We start from the raw sequence: 17,700 nt of genomic DNA on the forward strand, positions 1-17,700 counted from the left end.
GTCGGCTCTGTCAGGGATTAGAAAACCCCATCTTTACATCAGATAGCGGGCAGCTCCGCCAGCGGCCAGCGAGGCCGTACGCTGACTCCCAGCCCGCCGCGCGTGCCGCCTTTCAGCCGTACCATGCCCGCATAGGCGATCATCGCGCCGTTGTCGGTGCAGAACTCCGGACGTGCATAGAAAACTTCGCCGCCGCGTCCCTGCATCATCTGCGCCATGCGATCGCGCAGCGTGCGGTTGGCGCTGACGCCCCCCGCAATCACCAGCCGCTTAAAGCCGGTTTGCTCCAGCGCGCGTTTGCATTTGATCATCAGGGTATCGACCACCGCATCCTCGAAAGCGCGCGCGATGTCGGCATGGGTTTGCGCATCGTCCGCATTTTCGCGAATGGTGTTGGCGGCAAAGGTCTTGAGACCAGAAAAGCTGAAGTCCAGTCCGGGCCGATCGGTCATCGGACGCGGAAAGGTAAAGCGTCCCGCGACGCCCTGCTGCGCCATTTTCGACAGCATCGGGCCACCGGGATAGTCCAGTCCCAGCAGCTTGGCGGTTTTATCAAAAGCTTCGCCTGCGGCATCGTCGATGGATTCGCCCAGCAGCGCATATTCGCCGATGCCGGTTACGCTAATCAGCTGGGTATGACCGCCGGACACCAGCAGCGCCACGAACGGAAACTGCGGCGGGTTCTCTTCCAGCATCGGCGCCAGCAGATGGCCTTCCATATGATGTACCGGCACCGCAGGCACTTTCCACGCAAAGGCCAGCGCGCGTCCGATGGTGGCGCCGACCAGTAGCGCGCCCACCAGACCCGGCCCCGCCGTATAGGCGACGGCGTCGATCTGCTGCGGCTGCAGGTTCGCCTGTTTCAGCGCCGCCTGAATCAGCGGGACGGTTTTGCGCACGTGATCGCGCGACGCCAGTTCCGGCACCACGCCGCCATAATCGGCGTGCAGTTTCACCTGGCTGTAAAGCTGATTGGCGAGCAGACCCGCTTCGTCATCATAGATTGCGATGCCGGTTTCATCGCAGGATGTTTCAATACCCAAAATTCGCATAGCGCTTACCTCTTACTTGCGGCGCGCAGTGTAGCATAGCAACACCTTCGTTCGTCGACGCTTTCGCTGCAAAAAGTGATTCCGTGGCGCGCAAAGAGTGCGCTATACTCCGCACCCTTGAAAAAAACCGGCAGCCGCATCGGCAAACGCTCCTGTTGGTTCTTAATTGTCCATGGTGCTTTACAAACCGACTCACGTTGGAGTAAAATGCTGCACCATTTTGAAAAGTGCTGGCGCCGCAGTCAGCAGCAAAAACCGAATTTTATCGAGGTGAGAGTTACATGCCGGTAATTAAAGTACGTGAAAACGAGCCATTCGACGTAGCACTGCGTCGCTTCAAGCGTTCCTGCGAGAAAGCAGGCGTTCTGGCTGAAGTTCGTCGTCGTGAGTTCTATGAAAAACCGACCACAGAACGTAAGCGCGCTAAAGCGTCAGCAGTTAAGCGTCACGCCAAAAAACTGGCTCGCGAAAACGCACGCCGCACTCGTCTGTACTAAGTTCTTCCGGAGGTTCGCCTCCACCGCGTGTTAAACGCAGACAGAGTCACGTAAGAGGCCGTGCTTTCCGAAAGGAAGCGCGGCTTGTTGCCGTTTATGAGCTGAAAATCTGGGGCTTATGGCTGGAAGAATCCCACGCGTTTTTATCAATGATCTGCTTGCCCGCACGGATATCGTGGATCTGATCGATGCCCGCGTTAAGCTGAAAAAGCAGGGTAAGAACTTCCACGCGTGTTGTCCTTTCCACAATGAGAAAACCCCCTCTTTCACCGTAAACGGCGAGAAGCAGTTTTATCACTGCTTTGGCTGCGGCGCTCACGGCAACGCCATCGACTTTTTGATGAATTACGATCGACTGGAGTTTGTCGAGAGCATCGAAGAGCTGGCGACGCAACACGGTCTGGAAGTGCCCTATGAAGCGGGCAGCGGACCGAGCCAGATGGAACGCCATCAGCGCCAGAGCCTGTATCAGCTGATGGAGAACCTCAACGGTTTTTATCAGCAAAGCCTGACGCAGTCTCATGCACAAGCGGCGCGCGACTATCTCAGCAACCGCGGCTTAAGCACCGAGGTCATCGAGCATTTCGCCATCGGCTTCGCGCCGGCGGGCTGGGACAACGTGTTAAAACGTTTCGGCAGCAATAAGGACGATCGCGAGTCCCTGATGGAAGCCGGCATGCTGGTCTCCAACGACAAGGGCCGCACCTACGACCGCTTCCGCGAGCGCGTCATGTTTCCCATCCGCGATAAGCGCGGACGCGTGATTGGCTTTGGCGGCCGCGTACTGGGCAACGATACGCCGAAGTATCTGAACTCGCCGGAAACGCCTATTTTTCACAAGGGCCGTCAGCTTTACGGTCTGTATGAAGCGCAAAAGAATCATCCGCAGCCTGCTCGCCTGCTTGTAGTAGAAGGCTATATGGATGTGGTGGCGCTGGCGCAGTTTGGCATTGATTACGCGGTAGCCTCGCTGGGCACCTCCACGACGGCGGAGCATATCCAGCTGCTGTTCCGCAGCACCGATACCGTGATCTGCTGTTATGACGGCGATCGCGCGGGTCGGGAAGCCGCGTGGCGCGCGCTGGAAACCGCATTGCCTTACATGAATGACGGACGTCAGCTACGCTTTATGTTTTTGCCTGACGGCGAAGATCCGGACACGCTGGTACGTAAAGAGGGTAAAGACGCGTTTGAAGCGCGTATGGAGCAGGCGATGCCGCTCTCCTCTTTCCTGTTCGACTCGCTGTTGCCGCAGGTGGACCTGAGCACGCGCGACGGTAAAGCGCGCCTGAGTACGCTGGCGCTGCCGTTGATCACGCAGATTCCAGGCGAGACCCTGCGCATCTATATGCGTCAGGAACTGGGTAATAAACTCGGCATTCTTGACGATAACCAGTTAGAGAAGCTGATGCCGAAGCTGGCACCCGGCGGCGCTGCGCCAACGGCACCGCCGCTGAAGCGCACTACAATGCGCGTGCTGGTAGCGCTGCTGGTGCAGAATCCGCAGCTGGCGACGCTGGTACCGGCGCTTGACGGACTGGACCAGGTAAAAATGGCGGGTTTACCGCTGTTTGCTGAATTAGTCAGCCGTTGCAATGAGAATCCTGGATTGACTACCGGACAGCTACTAGAGTTATATCGCGGAACAAATTTTAGTCAGACGCTTGAAACCTTAGCCACATGGAACCACATGATAGTGGATGAGGAAGTTGAAGCGGTGTTCCATGACTCGCTGGCGAGCATTTACGACGCCGCGCTGGAGCAGCGTCTGGAAGAGCTAATTGCCCGCGATCGCACTCAGGGTTTAAGCGCGGAAGAACGCCGCGAATTCTGGACGTTAAGCCAGGCGCTGGCGAAAAAGTAGAATTTACAGTGGGTCAGACTGTTGCGCGTAGTCAAAGGCGCATGTCTGACCCATTCGTTTCTGGGGCGTAGCGCCGCAAGCCGAGGCTTAGTGACGCGATAAGCCAAGCCGGAGACGTTAACCTGTAAGGGCTGAAAGGGCGAACACGCCAGGCCCGGAACATATTCAAAGCGGCTTAAGTGCCGATATACAATGGGCAAAAGCCCTGGCCGCGACGAAGGCAGCGGCAATAACACAACGCCTTCACTGTTATAGTTGGCTCGCTGCCGACCGACACCAATCTAATTAACAGAAGTGTGGATACCGTCTTATGGAGCAAAACCCGCAGTCACAGCTTAAGCTGCTTGTCACCCGTGGTAAGGAGCAAGGCTATCTGACCTATGCTGAGGTCAATGACCATCTGCCGGAAGATATCGTCGACTCCGATCAGATCGAAGACATCATCCAGATGATTAACGATATGGGTATTCAGGTGGTGGAAGAAGCCCCTGACGCCGACGATCTGATGCTGAACGAAAACAGCGCCGATACTGACGAAGATGCCGCGGAAGCCGCCGCTCAGGTGTTATCCAGCGTAGAATCTGAAATTGGCCGCACCACCGACCCTGTACGCATGTATATGCGTGAAATGGGTACCGTTGAGCTGCTGACGCGCGAAGGCGAAATCGACATCGCCAAGCGCATCGAAGACGGTATCAACCAGGTACAATGTTCGGTTGCGGAATACCCGGAAGCCATTACCTATCTGCTGGAGCAGTACGACAAAGTCGAAGCGGGCGAGTCTCGCCTCTCCGACCTGATCACCGGCTTCGTGGATCCAAACGCTGAAGAAGATCTGGCGCCTACCGCCACCCACGTCGGCTCCGAGCTGTCTGAAGAAGACCGCGACGACGACGAAGATGAAGACGAAGAGAGCGAAGACGACAATTCCGATGACGATAACTCTATCGATCCGGAGCTGGCGCGCGAGAAATTCGTCGAGCTGCGCACGCAGTATGAAACGACCCGCACCGTCATCAAGAGCAAAGGTCGCAGTCATGCTGACGCAGTAAAAGAGATTCAAAACCTTTCTGACGTCTTTAAGCAGTTCCGCCTGGTGCCGAAGCAGTTCGACTACCTGGTCAACAACATGCGCGAGATGATGGAGCGCGTGCGTACGCAAGAGCGCATCATCATGAAGCTGTGCGTTGAACTGTGCAAAATGCCGAAGAAAAACTTCATCACGCTGTTCACCGGCAACGAGACCAGCGAGAGCTGGTTCAAAGCCGCGCTGGCCATGAATAAACCCTGGTCAGAGAAGCTGAAAGAAGTAGAAGAAGATGTGATGCGCTGCCTGCAGAAACTGCATCAGATCGAAGAAGAGACCGGCCTGACCATCGAGCAGGTTAAAGATATCAACCGTCGCATGTCTATCGGCGAAGCGAAAGCGCGTCGTGCGAAGAAAGAGATGGTAGAGGCGAACCTGCGTCTGGTGATTTCAATTGCGAAAAAATACACCAACCGCGGTCTGCAGTTCCTCGACCTGATTCAGGAAGGCAACATCGGCCTGATGAAAGCGGTTGATAAATTTGAATACCGTCGTGGTTATAAGTTCTCTACCTATGCCACATGGTGGATCCGTCAGGCGATCACCCGCTCTATCGCCGACCAGGCGCGTACCATCCGTATTCCGGTGCATATGATTGAGACCATCAACAAGCTCAACCGTATTTCGCGCCAGATGCTGCAGGAGATGGGCCGCGAGCCGACGCCGGAAGAGCTGGCCGAGCGTATGCTGATGCCGGAAGACAAGATCCGCAAAGTGTTGAAGATCGCCAAAGAGCCGATTTCTATGGAGACGCCGATCGGCGACGACGAAGATTCGCATCTGGGCGACTTTATCGAAGACACCACGCTGGAGCTGCCGCTTGACTCTGCTACCTCTGAGAGCCTGCGTTCAGCCACCCACGACGTGCTGGCAGGCCTGACCGCGCGTGAAGCCAAAGTGCTGCGCATGCGTTTCGGCATCGATATGAACACCGACCATACGCTGGAAGAGGTGGGCAAACAGTTCGACGTAACGCGTGAGCGTATTCGTCAGATTGAAGCGAAAGCGCTGCGTAAGCTGCGCCACCCGAGCCGTTCGGAAGTGCTGCGCAGCTTCCTGGACGACTAATCGCTCCATCGTTAAAAACCCCGGCTCGCCGGGGTTTTTTATTGCCTTTAAAACGGCGTCAGCCCCTTGTCACGCATCGCTGCTTTCGCCCGATCGCTTTGCAGATAGTGTACAAAGTCGTCCGCCGCCTGCGGCTGTTTGCTGGAGGCAGTTACAACCGCCCCGTAAAGAGTATCCTGCTGCACCGCAGGTGGAATAAGACCGACGATGGTAATGCCCTTCACCGCCTTTAGCTCGCTGTTCTGCTGAAAACCGATTGGCGCTTTGCCCTCTGCAACAGCTTCGCCAACCGGCGTCGCGGGGATCACCTTCACCTTTTTCGCCGTCTGCTCGCCAAGGTTCAGCTTTTTCAGCATTTCGCTGCGGATATAGCGCCCGCTGGCGCTGTCTGAGACAGCGATGGTTGAGGCTTCGGTCAGCACCTGTTTGAACTTCGCGACGCTGCTAATATCGGGCGCTGGCCTGCCCTGCTTCACCGCCATCGCAATCCAGGAGTGCGCCAGCACCTGATGCGTGTCGCTTTTCACCTGCTGCGCCAGCGGTTTGATGGCGTAATCAACCATGACCAGCACGTCGGCGTCGTCGTGCCGCTTCAGGCGATTCGGGATCGCCTGCGGCGTGTCGCCCATTGATGGCGCGGCTTCCAGCGTCAGCTGATTGCCGCTGCGCTTTTCGTAATCGGCTTTCAGGCTCTCCACCACGGGATACATCCCGCCGGAGCAGAACACGCGCAGCGTTTCGCTCCAGCCCGGCGCGGCAAACAGCAGCGCCATCAGCATAAACAGGTACTTTTTCATTCCACTCCCCTTATATAAGCCAGTACCTGGTTTAGCCAGGATGGTGCCGGGGAACAATTGCCAGTCGGCGGTAAGCCGAGCCTGCTCACGTTTTATTAGAGACTTTTATGTAACGCATCATGAAGTTGCCGGTATGCCTCAACGATCTCATCCAGCGAGGCGCGGTTAAGCCCGCTGGGATTTGGCAGCACCCAGACCTGAGTCTTGCCCATAAAGATCCCCTGTAAGCCCCACTCCACCTTGCGCTGGTTAAAGGCGCGCCTGAAAGCGTCTTTGCCCAGGATAGCCAGCACGCGCGGCTGGTAGTTAAGTACCTTATCGGTCAGACGCGCGCCGCCGTCACGCAGCTCCTCAGCAGCCAGCTGATTCGCCTGAACGGTGGGACGCTCGACCAGCATAGTGATGCCGCAGCCGGTCTCCAGCAGTCGCTGCTCTTCTTCAGGCTTAAGCTGCTGGCGAGTAAAGCCAGCAAGAAAGATCACTTTCCAGAACCGGTTGCCGGGATGGGCGAAGTGATAGCCGGTATGCGCCGTGGAATGGCCTGGGTTGATGCCGCAGAACAGCACGTCGAGACCGGGCGCGATAATATCAGTTATGTTGTGCTCGCTCATGCTGCACGCTCCAGCCCGGTACGACGTTTCAGCGCCTGTCGGCTGCGCGCCAGCATTGTTGCGGAGAGCGCCTTATCAGGGCAGGCGCGCGCCAGCGCCAGCGCGCCGACCATTTCTGCCAGCAGACTACTGGCCAGCGCCTCAGCGTCGCGCTGCCCAAGCTCGGCGAGCAGTTCACTCAGCCGCTGCAGCATTGACGCTACGCCCTGGGTAAAGATGGCTTTCGCCTCATCCGGCAGATGACCCACTTCGCTGACCAGCGCGGGCATGGGACAGCCTTCCGCGGGCGAGTCGCGATGCGTTTCTGACAGGTAGTAGTCGATAAGCCTGTTCAGCCGTTCAGCCGGATCGGACTGTTGCCACAACGGCTGCATGCGCTGCGTTGAGTCAGTAAACATCTCGGCGATTACCGCCTGCACCAGCGCCTCGCGCGAGTCGAAGTGCGCATAGAAGCCACCGTGCGTCAGCCCGACGCGCTTCATCAGTGACGCTACGCCGATGCTCTCAGTACCGCACTCTCGCATTATCCGCGCCGCTTCATCCAGAATACGCTGCCGCGTCCGCGCTTTATGGCTTAGTTTATCCATCACTCTTTTCCTGCTGATACGTTCTGCCATTCATAGTAATTATTGTGACCATCATATTCCACCTTGACGGAAGATATGATGGTCGTCATATTAACAACAAATATGACAACCATCATACGCAAGGGGCTTACTATGTCAGCATCAAACGGTTTTGCTTTAATCACTGGCGCATCAAGCGGTATCGGCGCTACCTACGCTCGACGTCTGGCGGCGCGCAATTATGACCTGATACTGGTGGCGCGGGATCAGGCGAGGCTGGAGGCGCTGGCGCAGACGCTGCGACAGCAGCATAAGACTGAGGTGCGTATTTTGCGCGCCGATCTGACCAACGCGGAGGATCTGCAACGCGTCGAGCAGGAGCTGCAAGGCAACACGGCGATTACACTGCTGGCCAATAACGCTGGCATGAGCGTAGACGGCGAGTTTATTGATGCCGACATCGAGCGCATTCAGAGCATGCTCATGCTGAACGTTATCGCTCCAACCCGTCTGGCACATGCGGCGGCCAATGCGTTTCGCGCGCGCGGACGCGGCATGATTATTAACGTCGCCTCGGTGCTCTCGCTGATGCATGAGATGTTCAACGGCGCCTATAACGGCAGCAAATCTTTTGTGCTGACGCTGACCCGTTCTATGCAGCGCGAGCTGGAGAACAGCGGCGTGCAGGTGCAGGCGGTATTGCCTGGCGCAACGCGTACCGAGATCTTTGACCGCTCCGGCAAGTCAATCGATGAGCTTCCACCGCAGATGATTATGGAAGTTGAGGATATGGTAGATGCCGCGCTGGCGGGCCTGGAGGCGGGCGAAGCGGTGACCATTCCGGCGCTGGAAGAGATCGCGCTTTGGCAGGATTATGATCGGGCGCGCGGCGCGATGGTACCCTTTTTATCGATGAGCCAGCCAGCGTCGCGCTACCGCAGTTGAGGATGGCAGTTTGCCGGTGCGGTTGTGGGTAACAGCGGGTTTGATTGCCTGGCTCGCTCGCAGGGCTGAATAAAAACGGGCCGCATCTTCTGGAAATTTTCAGTTTTATCAAGCACTCATGCGCTGGAGAATTTTTCAGCATCTGGCGGATGAGTGCTGGATCGCTCTAAACAGATACATTATAATCCCCGCTCCGCTGGCCCCTTAGCTCAGTGGTTAGAGCAGGCGACTCATAATCGCTTGGTCGCTGGTTCAAACCCAGCAGGGGCCACCAAATAAAACAAGGAGTTAGATGAGAAATCGTCTGACTCCTTTTTCTATGGCTTGGATTTGGGTCAGGTAACATCTTAATGTTGTTACATTTACTTTTTAGACACCTCCTGTGCCTAAGCCAAATTTCTTTTCGCTATTTTTAGCTAATGAACGAGAGATTAAATGAATATGATCTCAATGAACATGGTTATGAGATACATGACGATTTCATCTTAGAAGTAAGAGAACACAAGAAAACCTATGGCAACGAAAGCACTTTCGGTGCCCGTGATAAAAAAATACATATGCCTTTTTTAGAACTGATAACGCGAGAAATTCGTAAAAAATTTAAATAGGGCATGAACTGGTTAAATATCAAGCAGGTTAGCTTTACCCAGCCCTTGGGTACATGTCCGTATAATCAAGAACATTTCAAAATGCCCATCAACAACTATAAGAAACAAGAGATCCTTTCTTTTTACGTTATTGAAACTGACCCCCTTAGTCAGAAAAAGTGAACGTCTTGAAATTACAGCTATCTCCCGCTCTCATGCATGGAATCTGGAAGGAGATTGTCAATATCCCCCACGCAAAAAGATAGGCTACACTAGTTGCGCATGGTTGCTATGTGATTTGTTACTTTGGTGCACTCAGCGTTAATGGATAATAACCGAGAAACACGCTTACCCTTGTAGATCTAACGCCAGTATCGCTTAGTCGTTATCATAACAAAAATGATGTATGTCATTTCCTTAGAATTAGCCGCTGAACATTTGAGCGCTGGATTAGGAATGGTGATTTCCTCAACCGTTTAAAGTAGGCAAGAATGTTGTTGGATGGCCTCCAGAATTAATTAGACGCGCAAAACACTAGCAAAAGAGCGAATAAAAGAATACAACTCGATAGGTATAAAACCTGTCGATTCCTTTCGTCCTGACGATGAACCAACATTTCACCATTTCCAGTAATCATTAAGTCGCCAGCCAGTACGATTGCTAGTGCGTGACGCAATAGCGCGAGCAACCCTATGGACTGCATAAATTATGCCGATAGGGTAATACCTGACCGCGCGAAAGCAACGTAGCAACTGCCGCCCGCACCGAACTGGAACACTTAAACTAAAGAACAAACCGTAAGCGCGAAATGCGCCCACAAACCCACAGAGCAGCTCGCACAGCAGTAGCCGCACAAACCGCAGACGAAGAACACGCCTGACCCAATGACCAACCACAGGACGCCATGCCGTGAAGTTTAAACTGAACTGCGACCCAATTACCCTGCCAAATATCAGCATATGTAGCCTATATGCGCCAATGACTTTTAGAATGATAAGACTTATGTGGGCAAACATGTTTTCACATGCTCACTTTTAAAATAAATTAATTTAAATAGTGAGAATAATTTGCAATCTACTGTAAAAGCTATATTTTTTATTTAATCACATTTCAACTTTTGTGAAAACAGTGACCGCTAAAAATATAAGGACTGCACATCAAACAGTCCAACTGTTGGATACCATTTCAGCCTGTTTCAGTATCAGTTCAACGGCATAGGGTGTTTTGTCAGGCGGATACTTGTACTTACGCAGCGTCTGACGCACCAGAATCCGTAATCTCGCCCGTACGCTTTCCCGAACCTGCCAGTCAACGGTCGTTGATTTACGAAGTTTCAACGTGACCTCGATAGCCAGTTTCTTAAGAACATCATCACCCAGTTCTCTCACTGCACTCTCGTTTTCCGCCAGTGCATCGTAGAAGGCGATTTCGTCCGGGTTTAGCCCCAGCGACTCATCACGCGCCATTGCTTCCTGAAACTCTTTTGCCATCTGGATCAGTTCTTCGATGACTTGGGCAGTTTCAATGGCGCGGTTATTGTATTTGAGCAGCACGGCTTTCAGGCGATCTGAGTATTTCTTCTCCTGCACCACGTTGTTTTTGGTACGGGCATGAATGCCGTCATTTAGCAGTTTTTCCAACAGTTCCACTGCCAGATTGCGCTGAGGCATTTCACGCACTTCTTCCAGAAACTCGTCTGACAACAATCCGATATTTGGCTTTTCCAGACCTGCCAGTGCGAATACATCATCCACCCCGTTCGCAACAATAGCGTTATCAAGAATTTTACCGAGTAGCGTATTTTTCTCTGACTGACTGAATTTCTTGTCGGTTGTTGTCAGCTTTATTATTGCCACTTTCACCGCAGATAAAAATGCTATCTCTTTCTGTAGAGATTGAGCTTCATCCAGTGTGCTGCATAGTGACCATGCTTTGTTCATTGCCAGCACAACATCAAAATAGCGCTTTTTACCGTCATCGAGACCCAGCACGTAGTCTGCGGCTTTGAGTAAAAATCGTTGGGGCATCTCTGCAAAACCGGTGTAATCAAACCCGGCAGCGCTTGGTGTTTTAGCAAACATCCCATGAATTACATCCAGCTTTTCCAGCAGAATAGCGAAAGCTTCACGGGCATCGACAGTCGTCTGTCCCTTGCCTTTAGAATCAGTATAGGTTTTCAATGCCTGTTTAAGTTCATTGGCGATACCGATATAATCCACCACCAAACCGCCTGGTTTATCCTTAAAGACGCGGTTGACGCGTGCAATGGCCTGCATCAGGTTATGCCCGCGCATCGGCTTGTCGATATACATGGTATGGCAGCATGGTGCATCAAACCCGGTAAGCCACATATCCCGCACAATCACCAGCTTTAGCGGATCGTTGAGATCTTTAAACCGTGCTTCAAGGCGTTTTTTAGTCAGCTTATTATAGATGTGAGGCTGGAGATGTTCTTTGTCGGAAGCTGAGCCGGTCATGATGATTTTGATTTCACCCTTCTCAATATCATCGCTGTGCCATTCCGGGCGTAGATCCACCAGCGCATCATACAGCTTCACGCAGATATCACGGCTCATGGCAACAATCATTGCTTTGCCATTCATCGTTGCGTTACGGGCCTCAAAATGCTGAACTAAATCGGCAGCCACCTGATTTATGCGAGGTTCAGAGCCTACCAGTTTTTCCAGGCGGCTCCAGTCGCCTTTGGTTTTCTCTTTCTGATCGGTCTCTTCGTCTTCGACCAGCTCATCCACCTGATTAGAAAGTGTTTCCAGCTCTTCATGGTTGAGATCAAGTTTTGCCAGACGTGATTCATAGTAGATAGGCACGGTTGCGCCATCTTCCACAGCATCCTGAATATCGTAAATAGAGACGTAATCACCAAACACTGCGCGGGTGTCTTTATCTTCGGAAGATACCGGTGTTCCGGTAAAGCCCATAAACGATGCATTAGGTAACGCATCGCGCATGTGTTTAGCGTAGCCGTACTTATAAGCGCCTGTTTCCCGATTCAGTGTGGCGTTAAGACCATACTGGCTGCGGTGCGCTTCATCGGAAATGACGACGATATTGCTGCGTAGATTGAGCGCCGGATGAGTTTGTTCGCCGTCCAGCGGAGCAAACTTTTGCACGGTGGTAAAAATAATTCCGCCAGATTCGCGAGCATTAAGCATCTCGCGTAGCTGGTCGCGATCGTTCGCCTGTAGCGGTTGCTGCTTTAGCAAATCCTGCGCCTGGCAGAACGTGGCATAAAGTTGCCCATCGAGATCGTTACGGTCGGTCACCACCACGATGGTCGGGTTGTTCATTTCCGCCTGTTGTAGCAGCTTACCGGCATAGCAGCACATCGAAATGCTCTTACCGGAACCTTGCGTATGCCAGACTACGCCCGCTTTTTTACTGCCTGGCGTGATTTTGCTGCGTAGCGGCACGTGTTTACCAGTAGCGGCCACAATTGTCGCTGCCACCGCCTCACGCACTGCGTGGAACTGGTGGTAAGCGGCAATCTTTTTAATCAGTCGTTTGCCGTCGCTTTCAAACAGAATGAAATAACGAATGTAGTCGAGCAGTAGTTCACGGTTAAAGAACCCTTTAATAACCGTTTCAAGCTGCCATTCAAACAGCGGTTTGTCGTCTTCATTGGTTAACGTTTTCCACGGCAGGAAGCGCTCTTCGTTCGCGGTAAGAGAGCCAATACGGGCGTTATAGCCGTCGCTGACCACCAGCGCCTCATTGCAGATAAACAAATCGCTAAGTTCGTTTTTATAAGTCTGTAGCTGATTAAATGCTGCCCAGATATCGGCATTGGCATCAACTGGACTCTTTAGTTCGATAACCGCTACTGGCAGACCGTTAATATAACCGATGACATCCGGGCGACGTACCTGCTTCGTTCCCTGGATAGCAACCTGATTGACCACCGTAAAGCGGTTATTCTTCGGCTGGTTAAAATCCATCAGCAGTGCTTTGTCGTGGATAACTTTGTCATCCTGCTTGAACTGCACCGGGACGCCGTCGAGAAGCAAGTGGTGAAAGGCTTTATTACTGACGACCAGATCCGGACTTTGCGCATGAGCGATACGCAGTATTACTTCATCCAGCACGGTAACCGGAAGATGTGGATTAATTTTTTGTAATTGCTCCAGTAACACCGGACGTAAAAACACATCGTGGAATGAAACACGCAACGGATTACTGCCATCAGGCGCAATATCTGGTCCGTGCAGTATTTCCCAGCCCAGTTCAGCAAACCATTGCAGGCTTTGCTGTTCTAAATCGTCTTCATTCAGCATCAGGCTTCCTCTGTCTCAGTGTCTTCCATTTCTTCCGGCGCGTTTGAAATCTCTTTGAGCGCCATGTTCAGTGGAGCAATAAAGGGAGCGAATGCTTTTTCAAACGCCATCAGGTTTACCAGCAGCCAGTCGAGCATCTCAGGCCAATTGGCTTCGTCAAGGCTGACCGCCGGGATGGCATAGGAAATCCGACAGGATTTTTTACCTGGCAGAGGTTCCCACTTAAGCGCATGACCAAACGCGTTTTCAATTGCCTCTTTGCGCTCATGCAGCCAGTTAAAAGCAAAGGTATTGCTTTCTGCAGAGGCTTTGGCAATCCACAGCTCAACCCGAATCTCTTTTTTACTGAAAATCAGATTATACGACACGGCGCTAATGCCAGAACCTGCACTAAGCCAGTGGTCAGTGGATGGACTGATATTGTTATATAAATTACAGGTGCTGGCTTTTAGGCGCTCCAGCATCTTTGTCCAGAAGGCTTTTCGCATCAATTGAACGGGTTTTATCCCGCCGCTAACGGATTGTTCTTCCGCCTCTTTTTGTGCCATGCCGATCATGTAAGATTCAGCTTCCGGCGTGGGGATCACTTGGCGAATATCAACAAACACATCGTCGTTGAATTTATAGGGTTTAACCTTAAAGCACTGTACCCGTAAACCAAACTGCATCAGCCACAGGGCGGTGTTGGTCACCTCTTTGCGAAAACTGGCGGCGACCATGATTATTCGCTGGGTACGGCTCTGATTGATTAAAACTTCATCCAGCGTTTCATATTCGAGGAATTCAGCAAGCAACTCTGCCGCCGGGCGGTTTTCCTCTGGCTCATATTTATCCAGATAAAGCTGGAAGATCTGCAGAATTTGTTCTTTGCGCAGATTGGCACAATACCCGGCATATTTAAGTGCCTGCCAGACAACATCGCGACCTGAATCATCAAGCTTATTCTCGATGATCACTAGGTTGCCTTTTTTGTCGATAGCCAGCAGGTCAAGGCGCTCTTTAGTGTCGTCAAACCCGGCGAACTCTTTTTGTATAATCAGCAGCTCATCATCGTTATCGCGTGTTAACGCTTGCGGATTTTGCGCAAGCCATTCCTGCAGATTGCCCCGCTCGGTAAAACCCAGGCTGCTGAAGGAGACTTCCCGTAGGGAATGCAGGCTGTTAGTGGGCGTATCAACTTTATACATTTTCCACCTCGCTTATTGCCTGCTCGGCTTCTGGCAGGGTGATTTCGCCAGAGAGGAGCTTGGGGAGAAGGGTGTCACGGAGTTGGGTTAGTGACTCAGTTTGTACACTGAGCGACTTAATCTCATTGAATAAATGTGTACATTTAGCATGAAATAAATTCAATATGTTATCATCAGGCCTAGCAATTTTAATGCCCGAGAAAGTAGACGTATTGACATTTAACGTTGCACTACCTGCGCTACCTAAAACATGAAGATAATCTTTTAATCCTAACATACAAAAATAAAGGTAATAGAGAAATGAACTCTTGTGAGGTGAGACAGAGTTTATTTGCTGATTGGTATGAGATGGTTCATTAGTGATAGAAACGACACCAATGGTAGCTATACAACTAACACAGATAGAGTTTGCGGGCACAAGTTTTTTTAGTTGCGAGCTTGAGCCTGCTGCACTTAAATATTCATTGGTTTTGAGCACAAAGAGTTGTCCATGCATATCTGGTATCTTTATGAATGGAATATCATCGCCAAAATACGCTGGTTCTTTTTTGGACGGAGTTTTGCCACAAGTAACTTTTCCCATCTCACTAATTGACGCTACACTCCACCCTTCAGGAATTCCCCCTAACTCACTATCCTGCAGTGCTGATGGAAAATCTTCTGCCGTGGCTTTTAACTCGGCATATTGCTCAGGGTGCTCACGCTCAAAAACCGCCAGCGCATCAGTATCTTTCCCGGAAATCGCCATCATAGCTGCAAGCATCGCGTCTTCTTGCGAACCGCCCGCTTCCAGCACTGCCATTTTAGCTTTTACCGGTTCAAAATCGACAAACCAGCTTTTGAACAGAGCTTGCGCCATTTGTTCCAAAATTTGGTTTATAACAAAATTGTTTCTTATTTTATTATTTATATCAAATAATTCTGATGCTATCTTTCGTTGTCTACTCACATCAGTTTCAATCTCAATCTCAAAGGATCCTAGGCTATTAATTGTTATTTGAGGTTGAGCAGAACCCGTTCTTAGTGAGTAAGTATCAGAAAAAAGCAATTTCCAGTATAGATAACCTTTATCGATAACTGTTTCATCACAGCTTATAATGATTGCCAAGTTTGTAATGGAGCAAAAGCTGGGGCTCATTTTTATGTCACCAGTGCCCCCCGCGCCTCGGCATACTATTATGAGCTGCTCTTCTTTATACATATAGTCAGGAAGATACCCCACTACTTGATAACCACTAAAAACAGGGTATTCACCGTAGGATTGGATATCTTGCTTCCTAATGGTTTTCCCATATTTAAAAGATGTAATATCCTTTAATTTGACTTTACGAAACTTAGAATTCATAACCCAGCCCCTTCAGATTCACTTTAATCTGCGCTTCCAGCTTCGCACTCTCTTCCAGCTGCTCTTTAAGCTGCGCAGTCAGTCGGGCCATCTTCTCAGCAAAGGGTTCGCCATCTTCTTCCTGCTCGGCTGCACCAACATAGCGCCCAGGCGTTAATACAAAGTCATTTTTCTGAATATCTTCCAGTGTTGCAGAGAAGCAGAAGCCTGCTTCGTCTTTGTAGTCCTTATCCGCCTGCCAGGCATGGAAGGTATCGGCAATTCTGGCGATATCCTCACGGGTAAAATCACGCAGTACGCGGTCTCTCATAAAACCAATCTGGCGTGCGTCGATAAACAGCACTTCGCCTTTACGATGTGCCTTACCGTTACCGCCCGATTTATCTTTGGTCAGGAACCAGATACAGGCCGGGATTTGAGTATTGGTAAACAGCTGTCCTGGCAGTGCCACCATACATTCCACCAGATCGGCTTCGATAAGGTTACGACGGATTTCGCCTTCGTTGTTGGTGTTAGAACTCATCGAACCGTTGGCCAGCAGCAGCGCCATTGAGCCTTTTGGCGCAAGGTGATGGATCATGTGCTGCATCCAGGCGAAGTTGGCGTTGCCCTGCGGTGGAGTGCCATATTTCCAGCGCACGTCATTTTCCAGCTTTGCACTCCACCACTCCTTCATGTTGAATGGCGGATTGGCCATCACGAAGTCGGCGCGCAGATCCGGGTGTTGATCGTCCAGCAGGGTATCAGCGTTTTTGCCACCAAAATTAAAGTCAATGCCGCGAATGGCCATATTCATCGCCGCCAGCTTCCAGGTGGTAGGATTAGACTCCTGGCCGTAAACGGAAATATTGCGCTTCTGCTCAGCGGCGTTGTAATGCTTCTCGCCAGCATGCTCTTCAATAAAGCGGTCGCTGGAGACGAAGAACCCGCCAGAACCCATCGCCGGGTCATACACACGCCCGTTATAGGGTTGCAGCATTTCCACAATCAGGGTCACGAGACTTTTAGGGGTGTAGTACTGACCACCCTGTTTGCCTTCCGCCAGCGCAAACTGCCCGAGAAAATATTCGTAAACATGACCGAGAATATCTTTGCTTTTTAAGCTGAGTTTCTCACCGTTGTATTCCGGGTTGCTGAAGTTAGCATCAGAGAAGGTGTTAATCAGCCCGGTCAAAACCTCATTACCCAATTGATACTGACTGATGCGGTTCAGAATGCCTTTTAATTTCGAGTTGGTTTTTTCAATTTCATCCAGCGCATTGTCCACCAGCCAGGAAACAGAACGCAGCTTGACCTCCTGCCCGGTGGTTTCATCCACCCACAGCACCGTGCCGGTCGGCAGCATGGCTTTGTTTTTCAGCGTTTCCCAGCGGGCAGCTTTCGGTACCCAGAAAACATTTTTCTCGGTGTAGTAATCTTCAATTTCCAGCTCGTCCCGGATAGCCTGGGCATATTCTTCATCAGAGTCGTAATCATCGCGCGACATGGCGTAGATGTTGTCAGGGTTGCCGACATCTCGGAACAGAGTGATCAGCTCTTGCTGGCGGGCCTCAAAGGCATCAGAAACATACTTCAGGAAGATGAGCCCCAGTACCACATGCTTGTAGTTGGCGGCATCCATGTTGGCGCGCAGCTTGTCAGCCGCCTTCCAGAATTTGTTATCCAGCTCAGACAGAAACAGTTGTTCAGCGTTGTTCATAAAAATCCTCAAGGCAGCTCGCAGCAAAATCGAAAACATGCCCTATTACAAATACAGATGTGGAATGCAGTTCGCAAAATGATACCCGGAACGTGAGCGATTA

13 protein-coding genes and 1 tRNA gene are annotated in these 17,700 nt (G+C 51.5%); 6 read left to right on the forward strand and 8 right to left on the reverse strand.

Annotated elements, in window-relative coordinates; translation table 11 throughout:
• Nucleotides 1-38: 38 nt before the first annotated feature.
• Nucleotides 39-1,052 carry a tRNA (adenosine(37)-N6)-threonylcarbamoyltransferase complex transferase subunit TsaD gene (gene tsaD / locus B3797_RS01730; RefSeq protein ID WP_311790211.1) on the reverse strand — a complete coding sequence of 338 codons (1,014 nt, stop codon included), beginning with the start codon at nucleotides 1,050-1,052 and terminating at the stop codon, nucleotides 39-41.
• 281 nt (nucleotides 1,053-1,333) lie between these two features.
• Between tsaD and rpsU the strand changes: the two genes are divergently transcribed.
• The 3 genes from rpsU (at nucleotide 1,334) to rpoD (ending at nucleotide 5,568) form a co-directional block, all read left to right on the forward strand.
• The gene (gene rpsU, locus B3797_RS01735; protein ID WP_001144069.1) at nucleotides 1,334-1,549 is read left to right on the forward strand and encodes a 30S ribosomal protein S21; all 216 of its coding nucleotides are present in this window, start codon (nucleotides 1,334-1,336) and stop codon (nucleotides 1,547-1,549) included.
• A 118-nt stretch (nucleotides 1,550-1,667) separates the two neighbouring features.
• Nucleotides 1,668-3,413, forward strand: coding sequence for a DNA primase (dnaG, locus tag B3797_RS01740; protein WP_311790212.1), 1,746 nt, complete (start codon nucleotides 1,668-1,670; stop codon nucleotides 3,411-3,413).
• Between the two features lie 310 nt (nucleotides 3,414-3,723).
• Nucleotides 3,724-5,568, forward strand: a complete 1,845-nt coding sequence (gene rpoD, locus B3797_RS01745) for an RNA polymerase sigma factor RpoD (protein WP_311783774.1) — start codon at nucleotides 3,724-3,726, stop codon at nucleotides 5,566-5,568.
• A 47-nt stretch (nucleotides 5,569-5,615) separates the two neighbouring features.
• On the opposite strand, the gene B3797_RS01750 is transcribed toward rpoD, so the two are convergent.
• The 3 genes from B3797_RS01750 to B3797_RS01760 all read right to left on the reverse strand — a co-directional run bounded on the left by B3797_RS01750 (nucleotide 5,616) and on the right by B3797_RS01760 (nucleotide 7,563).
• The gene (locus B3797_RS01750) at nucleotides 5,616-6,365 is read right to left on the reverse strand and encodes a substrate-binding domain-containing protein (RefSeq protein ID WP_311790213.1); all 750 of its coding nucleotides are present in this window, start codon (nucleotides 6,363-6,365) and stop codon (nucleotides 5,616-5,618) included.
• A gap of 95 nt (nucleotides 6,366-6,460) precedes the next feature.
• A complete protein-coding gene (gene mug / locus B3797_RS01755; protein ID WP_120454822.1) occupies nucleotides 6,461-6,976 on the reverse strand; it encodes a G/U mismatch-specific DNA glycosylase in 516 nt (171 codons plus the stop codon).
• Nucleotides 6,973-7,563 (reverse strand): TetR/AcrR family transcriptional regulator, encoded by a 591-nt coding sequence (locus B3797_RS01760; RefSeq protein WP_311790214.1) that lies wholly within the window; start codon nucleotides 7,561-7,563, stop codon nucleotides 6,973-6,975. The genes mug and B3797_RS01760 overlap by 4 nt, the downstream gene beginning before the upstream one ends.
• A gap of 132 nt (nucleotides 7,564-7,695) precedes the next feature.
• Here B3797_RS01760 and B3797_RS01765 point away from each other — a divergent pair, with 132 nt between their 5' ends.
• The 3 genes from B3797_RS01765 to B3797_RS01775 all read left to right on the forward strand — a co-directional run bounded on the left by B3797_RS01765 (nucleotide 7,696) and on the right by B3797_RS01775 (nucleotide 9,399).
• Entirely contained in the window at nucleotides 7,696-8,487 is a 792-nt protein-coding gene (locus B3797_RS01765; protein WP_311790215.1) for an SDR family oxidoreductase, read from the forward strand.
• 198 nt (nucleotides 8,488-8,685) lie between these two features.
• Nucleotides 8,686-8,761 (forward strand) — tRNA-Ile (locus tag B3797_RS01770).
• 464 nt (nucleotides 8,762-9,225) lie between these two features.
• Nucleotides 9,226-9,399, forward strand: a complete 174-nt coding sequence (locus B3797_RS01775) for an AlpA family phage regulatory protein (protein WP_311790216.1) — start codon at nucleotides 9,226-9,228, stop codon at nucleotides 9,397-9,399.
• 832 nt (nucleotides 9,400-10,231) lie between these two features.
• On the opposite strand, the gene B3797_RS01780 is transcribed toward B3797_RS01775, so the two are convergent.
• The 4 genes from B3797_RS01780 to B3797_RS01795 are packed head-to-tail and all read right to left on the reverse strand — an operon-like array spanning nucleotide 10,232 to nucleotide 17,597.
• A complete protein-coding gene (locus B3797_RS01780) occupies nucleotides 10,232-13,366 on the reverse strand; it encodes a type I restriction endonuclease subunit R (protein WP_311790217.1) in 3,135 nt (1,044 codons plus the stop codon).
• Nucleotides 13,366-14,553 carry a DUF4268 domain-containing protein gene (locus B3797_RS01785; protein WP_311790218.1) on the reverse strand — a complete coding sequence of 396 codons (1,188 nt, stop codon included), beginning with the start codon at nucleotides 14,551-14,553 and terminating at the stop codon, nucleotides 13,366-13,368. Before B3797_RS01785 ends, B3797_RS01780 begins: the two co-directional genes overlap by 1 nt.
• The gene (locus tag B3797_RS01790) at nucleotides 14,546-15,898 is read right to left on the reverse strand and encodes a restriction endonuclease subunit S (protein WP_311790219.1); all 1,353 of its coding nucleotides are present in this window, start codon (nucleotides 15,896-15,898) and stop codon (nucleotides 14,546-14,548) included. Before B3797_RS01790 ends, B3797_RS01785 begins: the two co-directional genes overlap by 8 nt.
• The gene (locus B3797_RS01795) at nucleotides 15,888-17,597 is read right to left on the reverse strand and encodes a class I SAM-dependent DNA methyltransferase (RefSeq protein WP_311790220.1); all 1,710 of its coding nucleotides are present in this window, start codon (nucleotides 17,595-17,597) and stop codon (nucleotides 15,888-15,890) included. Before B3797_RS01795 ends, B3797_RS01790 begins: the two co-directional genes overlap by 11 nt.
• Between the last annotated feature and the right edge of the window lie 103 nt (nucleotides 17,598-17,700).

This window comes from Pantoea sp. UBA5923 (assembly GCF_002431095.1).
Taxonomy (GTDB): Bacteria; Pseudomonadota; Gammaproteobacteria; order Enterobacterales; family Enterobacteriaceae; genus Pantoea; species Pantoea piersonii.

What these genes read in the sequence shown, in the direction of transcription:
- tsaD (WP_311790211.1), bottom strand. Translation starts at nt 1,052, where the DNA reads ATGCGAATTTTGGGTATTGAAACATCCTGCGATGAAACCGGCATCGCA.
- rpsU (WP_001144069.1), top strand. Translation starts at nt 1,334, where the DNA reads ATGCCGGTAATTAAAGTACGTGAAAACGAGCCATTCGACGTAGCACTG.
- dnaG (WP_311790212.1), top strand. Translation starts at nt 1,668, where the DNA reads ATGGCTGGAAGAATCCCACGCGTTTTTATCAATGATCTGCTTGCCCGC.
- rpoD (WP_311783774.1), top strand. Translation starts at nt 3,724, where the DNA reads ATGGAGCAAAACCCGCAGTCACAGCTTAAGCTGCTTGTCACCCGTGGT.
- B3797_RS01750 (WP_311790213.1), bottom strand. Translation starts at nt 6,365, where the DNA reads ATGAAAAAGTACCTGTTTATGCTGATGGCGCTGCTGTTTGCCGCGCCG.
- mug (WP_120454822.1), bottom strand. Translation starts at nt 6,976, where the DNA reads ATGAGCGAGCACAACATAACTGATATTATCGCGCCCGGTCTCGACGTG.
- B3797_RS01760 (WP_311790214.1), bottom strand. Translation starts at nt 7,563, where the DNA reads ATGGATAAACTAAGCCATAAAGCGCGGACGCGGCAGCGTATTCTGGAT.
- B3797_RS01765 (WP_311790215.1), top strand. Translation starts at nt 7,696, where the DNA reads ATGTCAGCATCAAACGGTTTTGCTTTAATCACTGGCGCATCAAGCGGT.
- B3797_RS01780 (WP_311790217.1), bottom strand. Translation starts at nt 13,366, where the DNA reads ATGCTGAATGAAGACGATTTAGAACAGCAAAGCCTGCAATGGTTTGCT.
- B3797_RS01785 (WP_311790218.1), bottom strand. Translation starts at nt 14,553, where the DNA reads ATGTATAAAGTTGATACGCCCACTAACAGCCTGCATTCCCTACGGGAA.
- B3797_RS01790 (WP_311790219.1), bottom strand. Translation starts at nt 15,898, where the DNA reads ATGAATTCTAAGTTTCGTAAAGTCAAATTAAAGGATATTACATCTTTT.
- B3797_RS01795 (WP_311790220.1), bottom strand. Translation starts at nt 17,597, where the DNA reads ATGAACAACGCTGAACAACTGTTTCTGTCTGAGCTGGATAACAAATTC.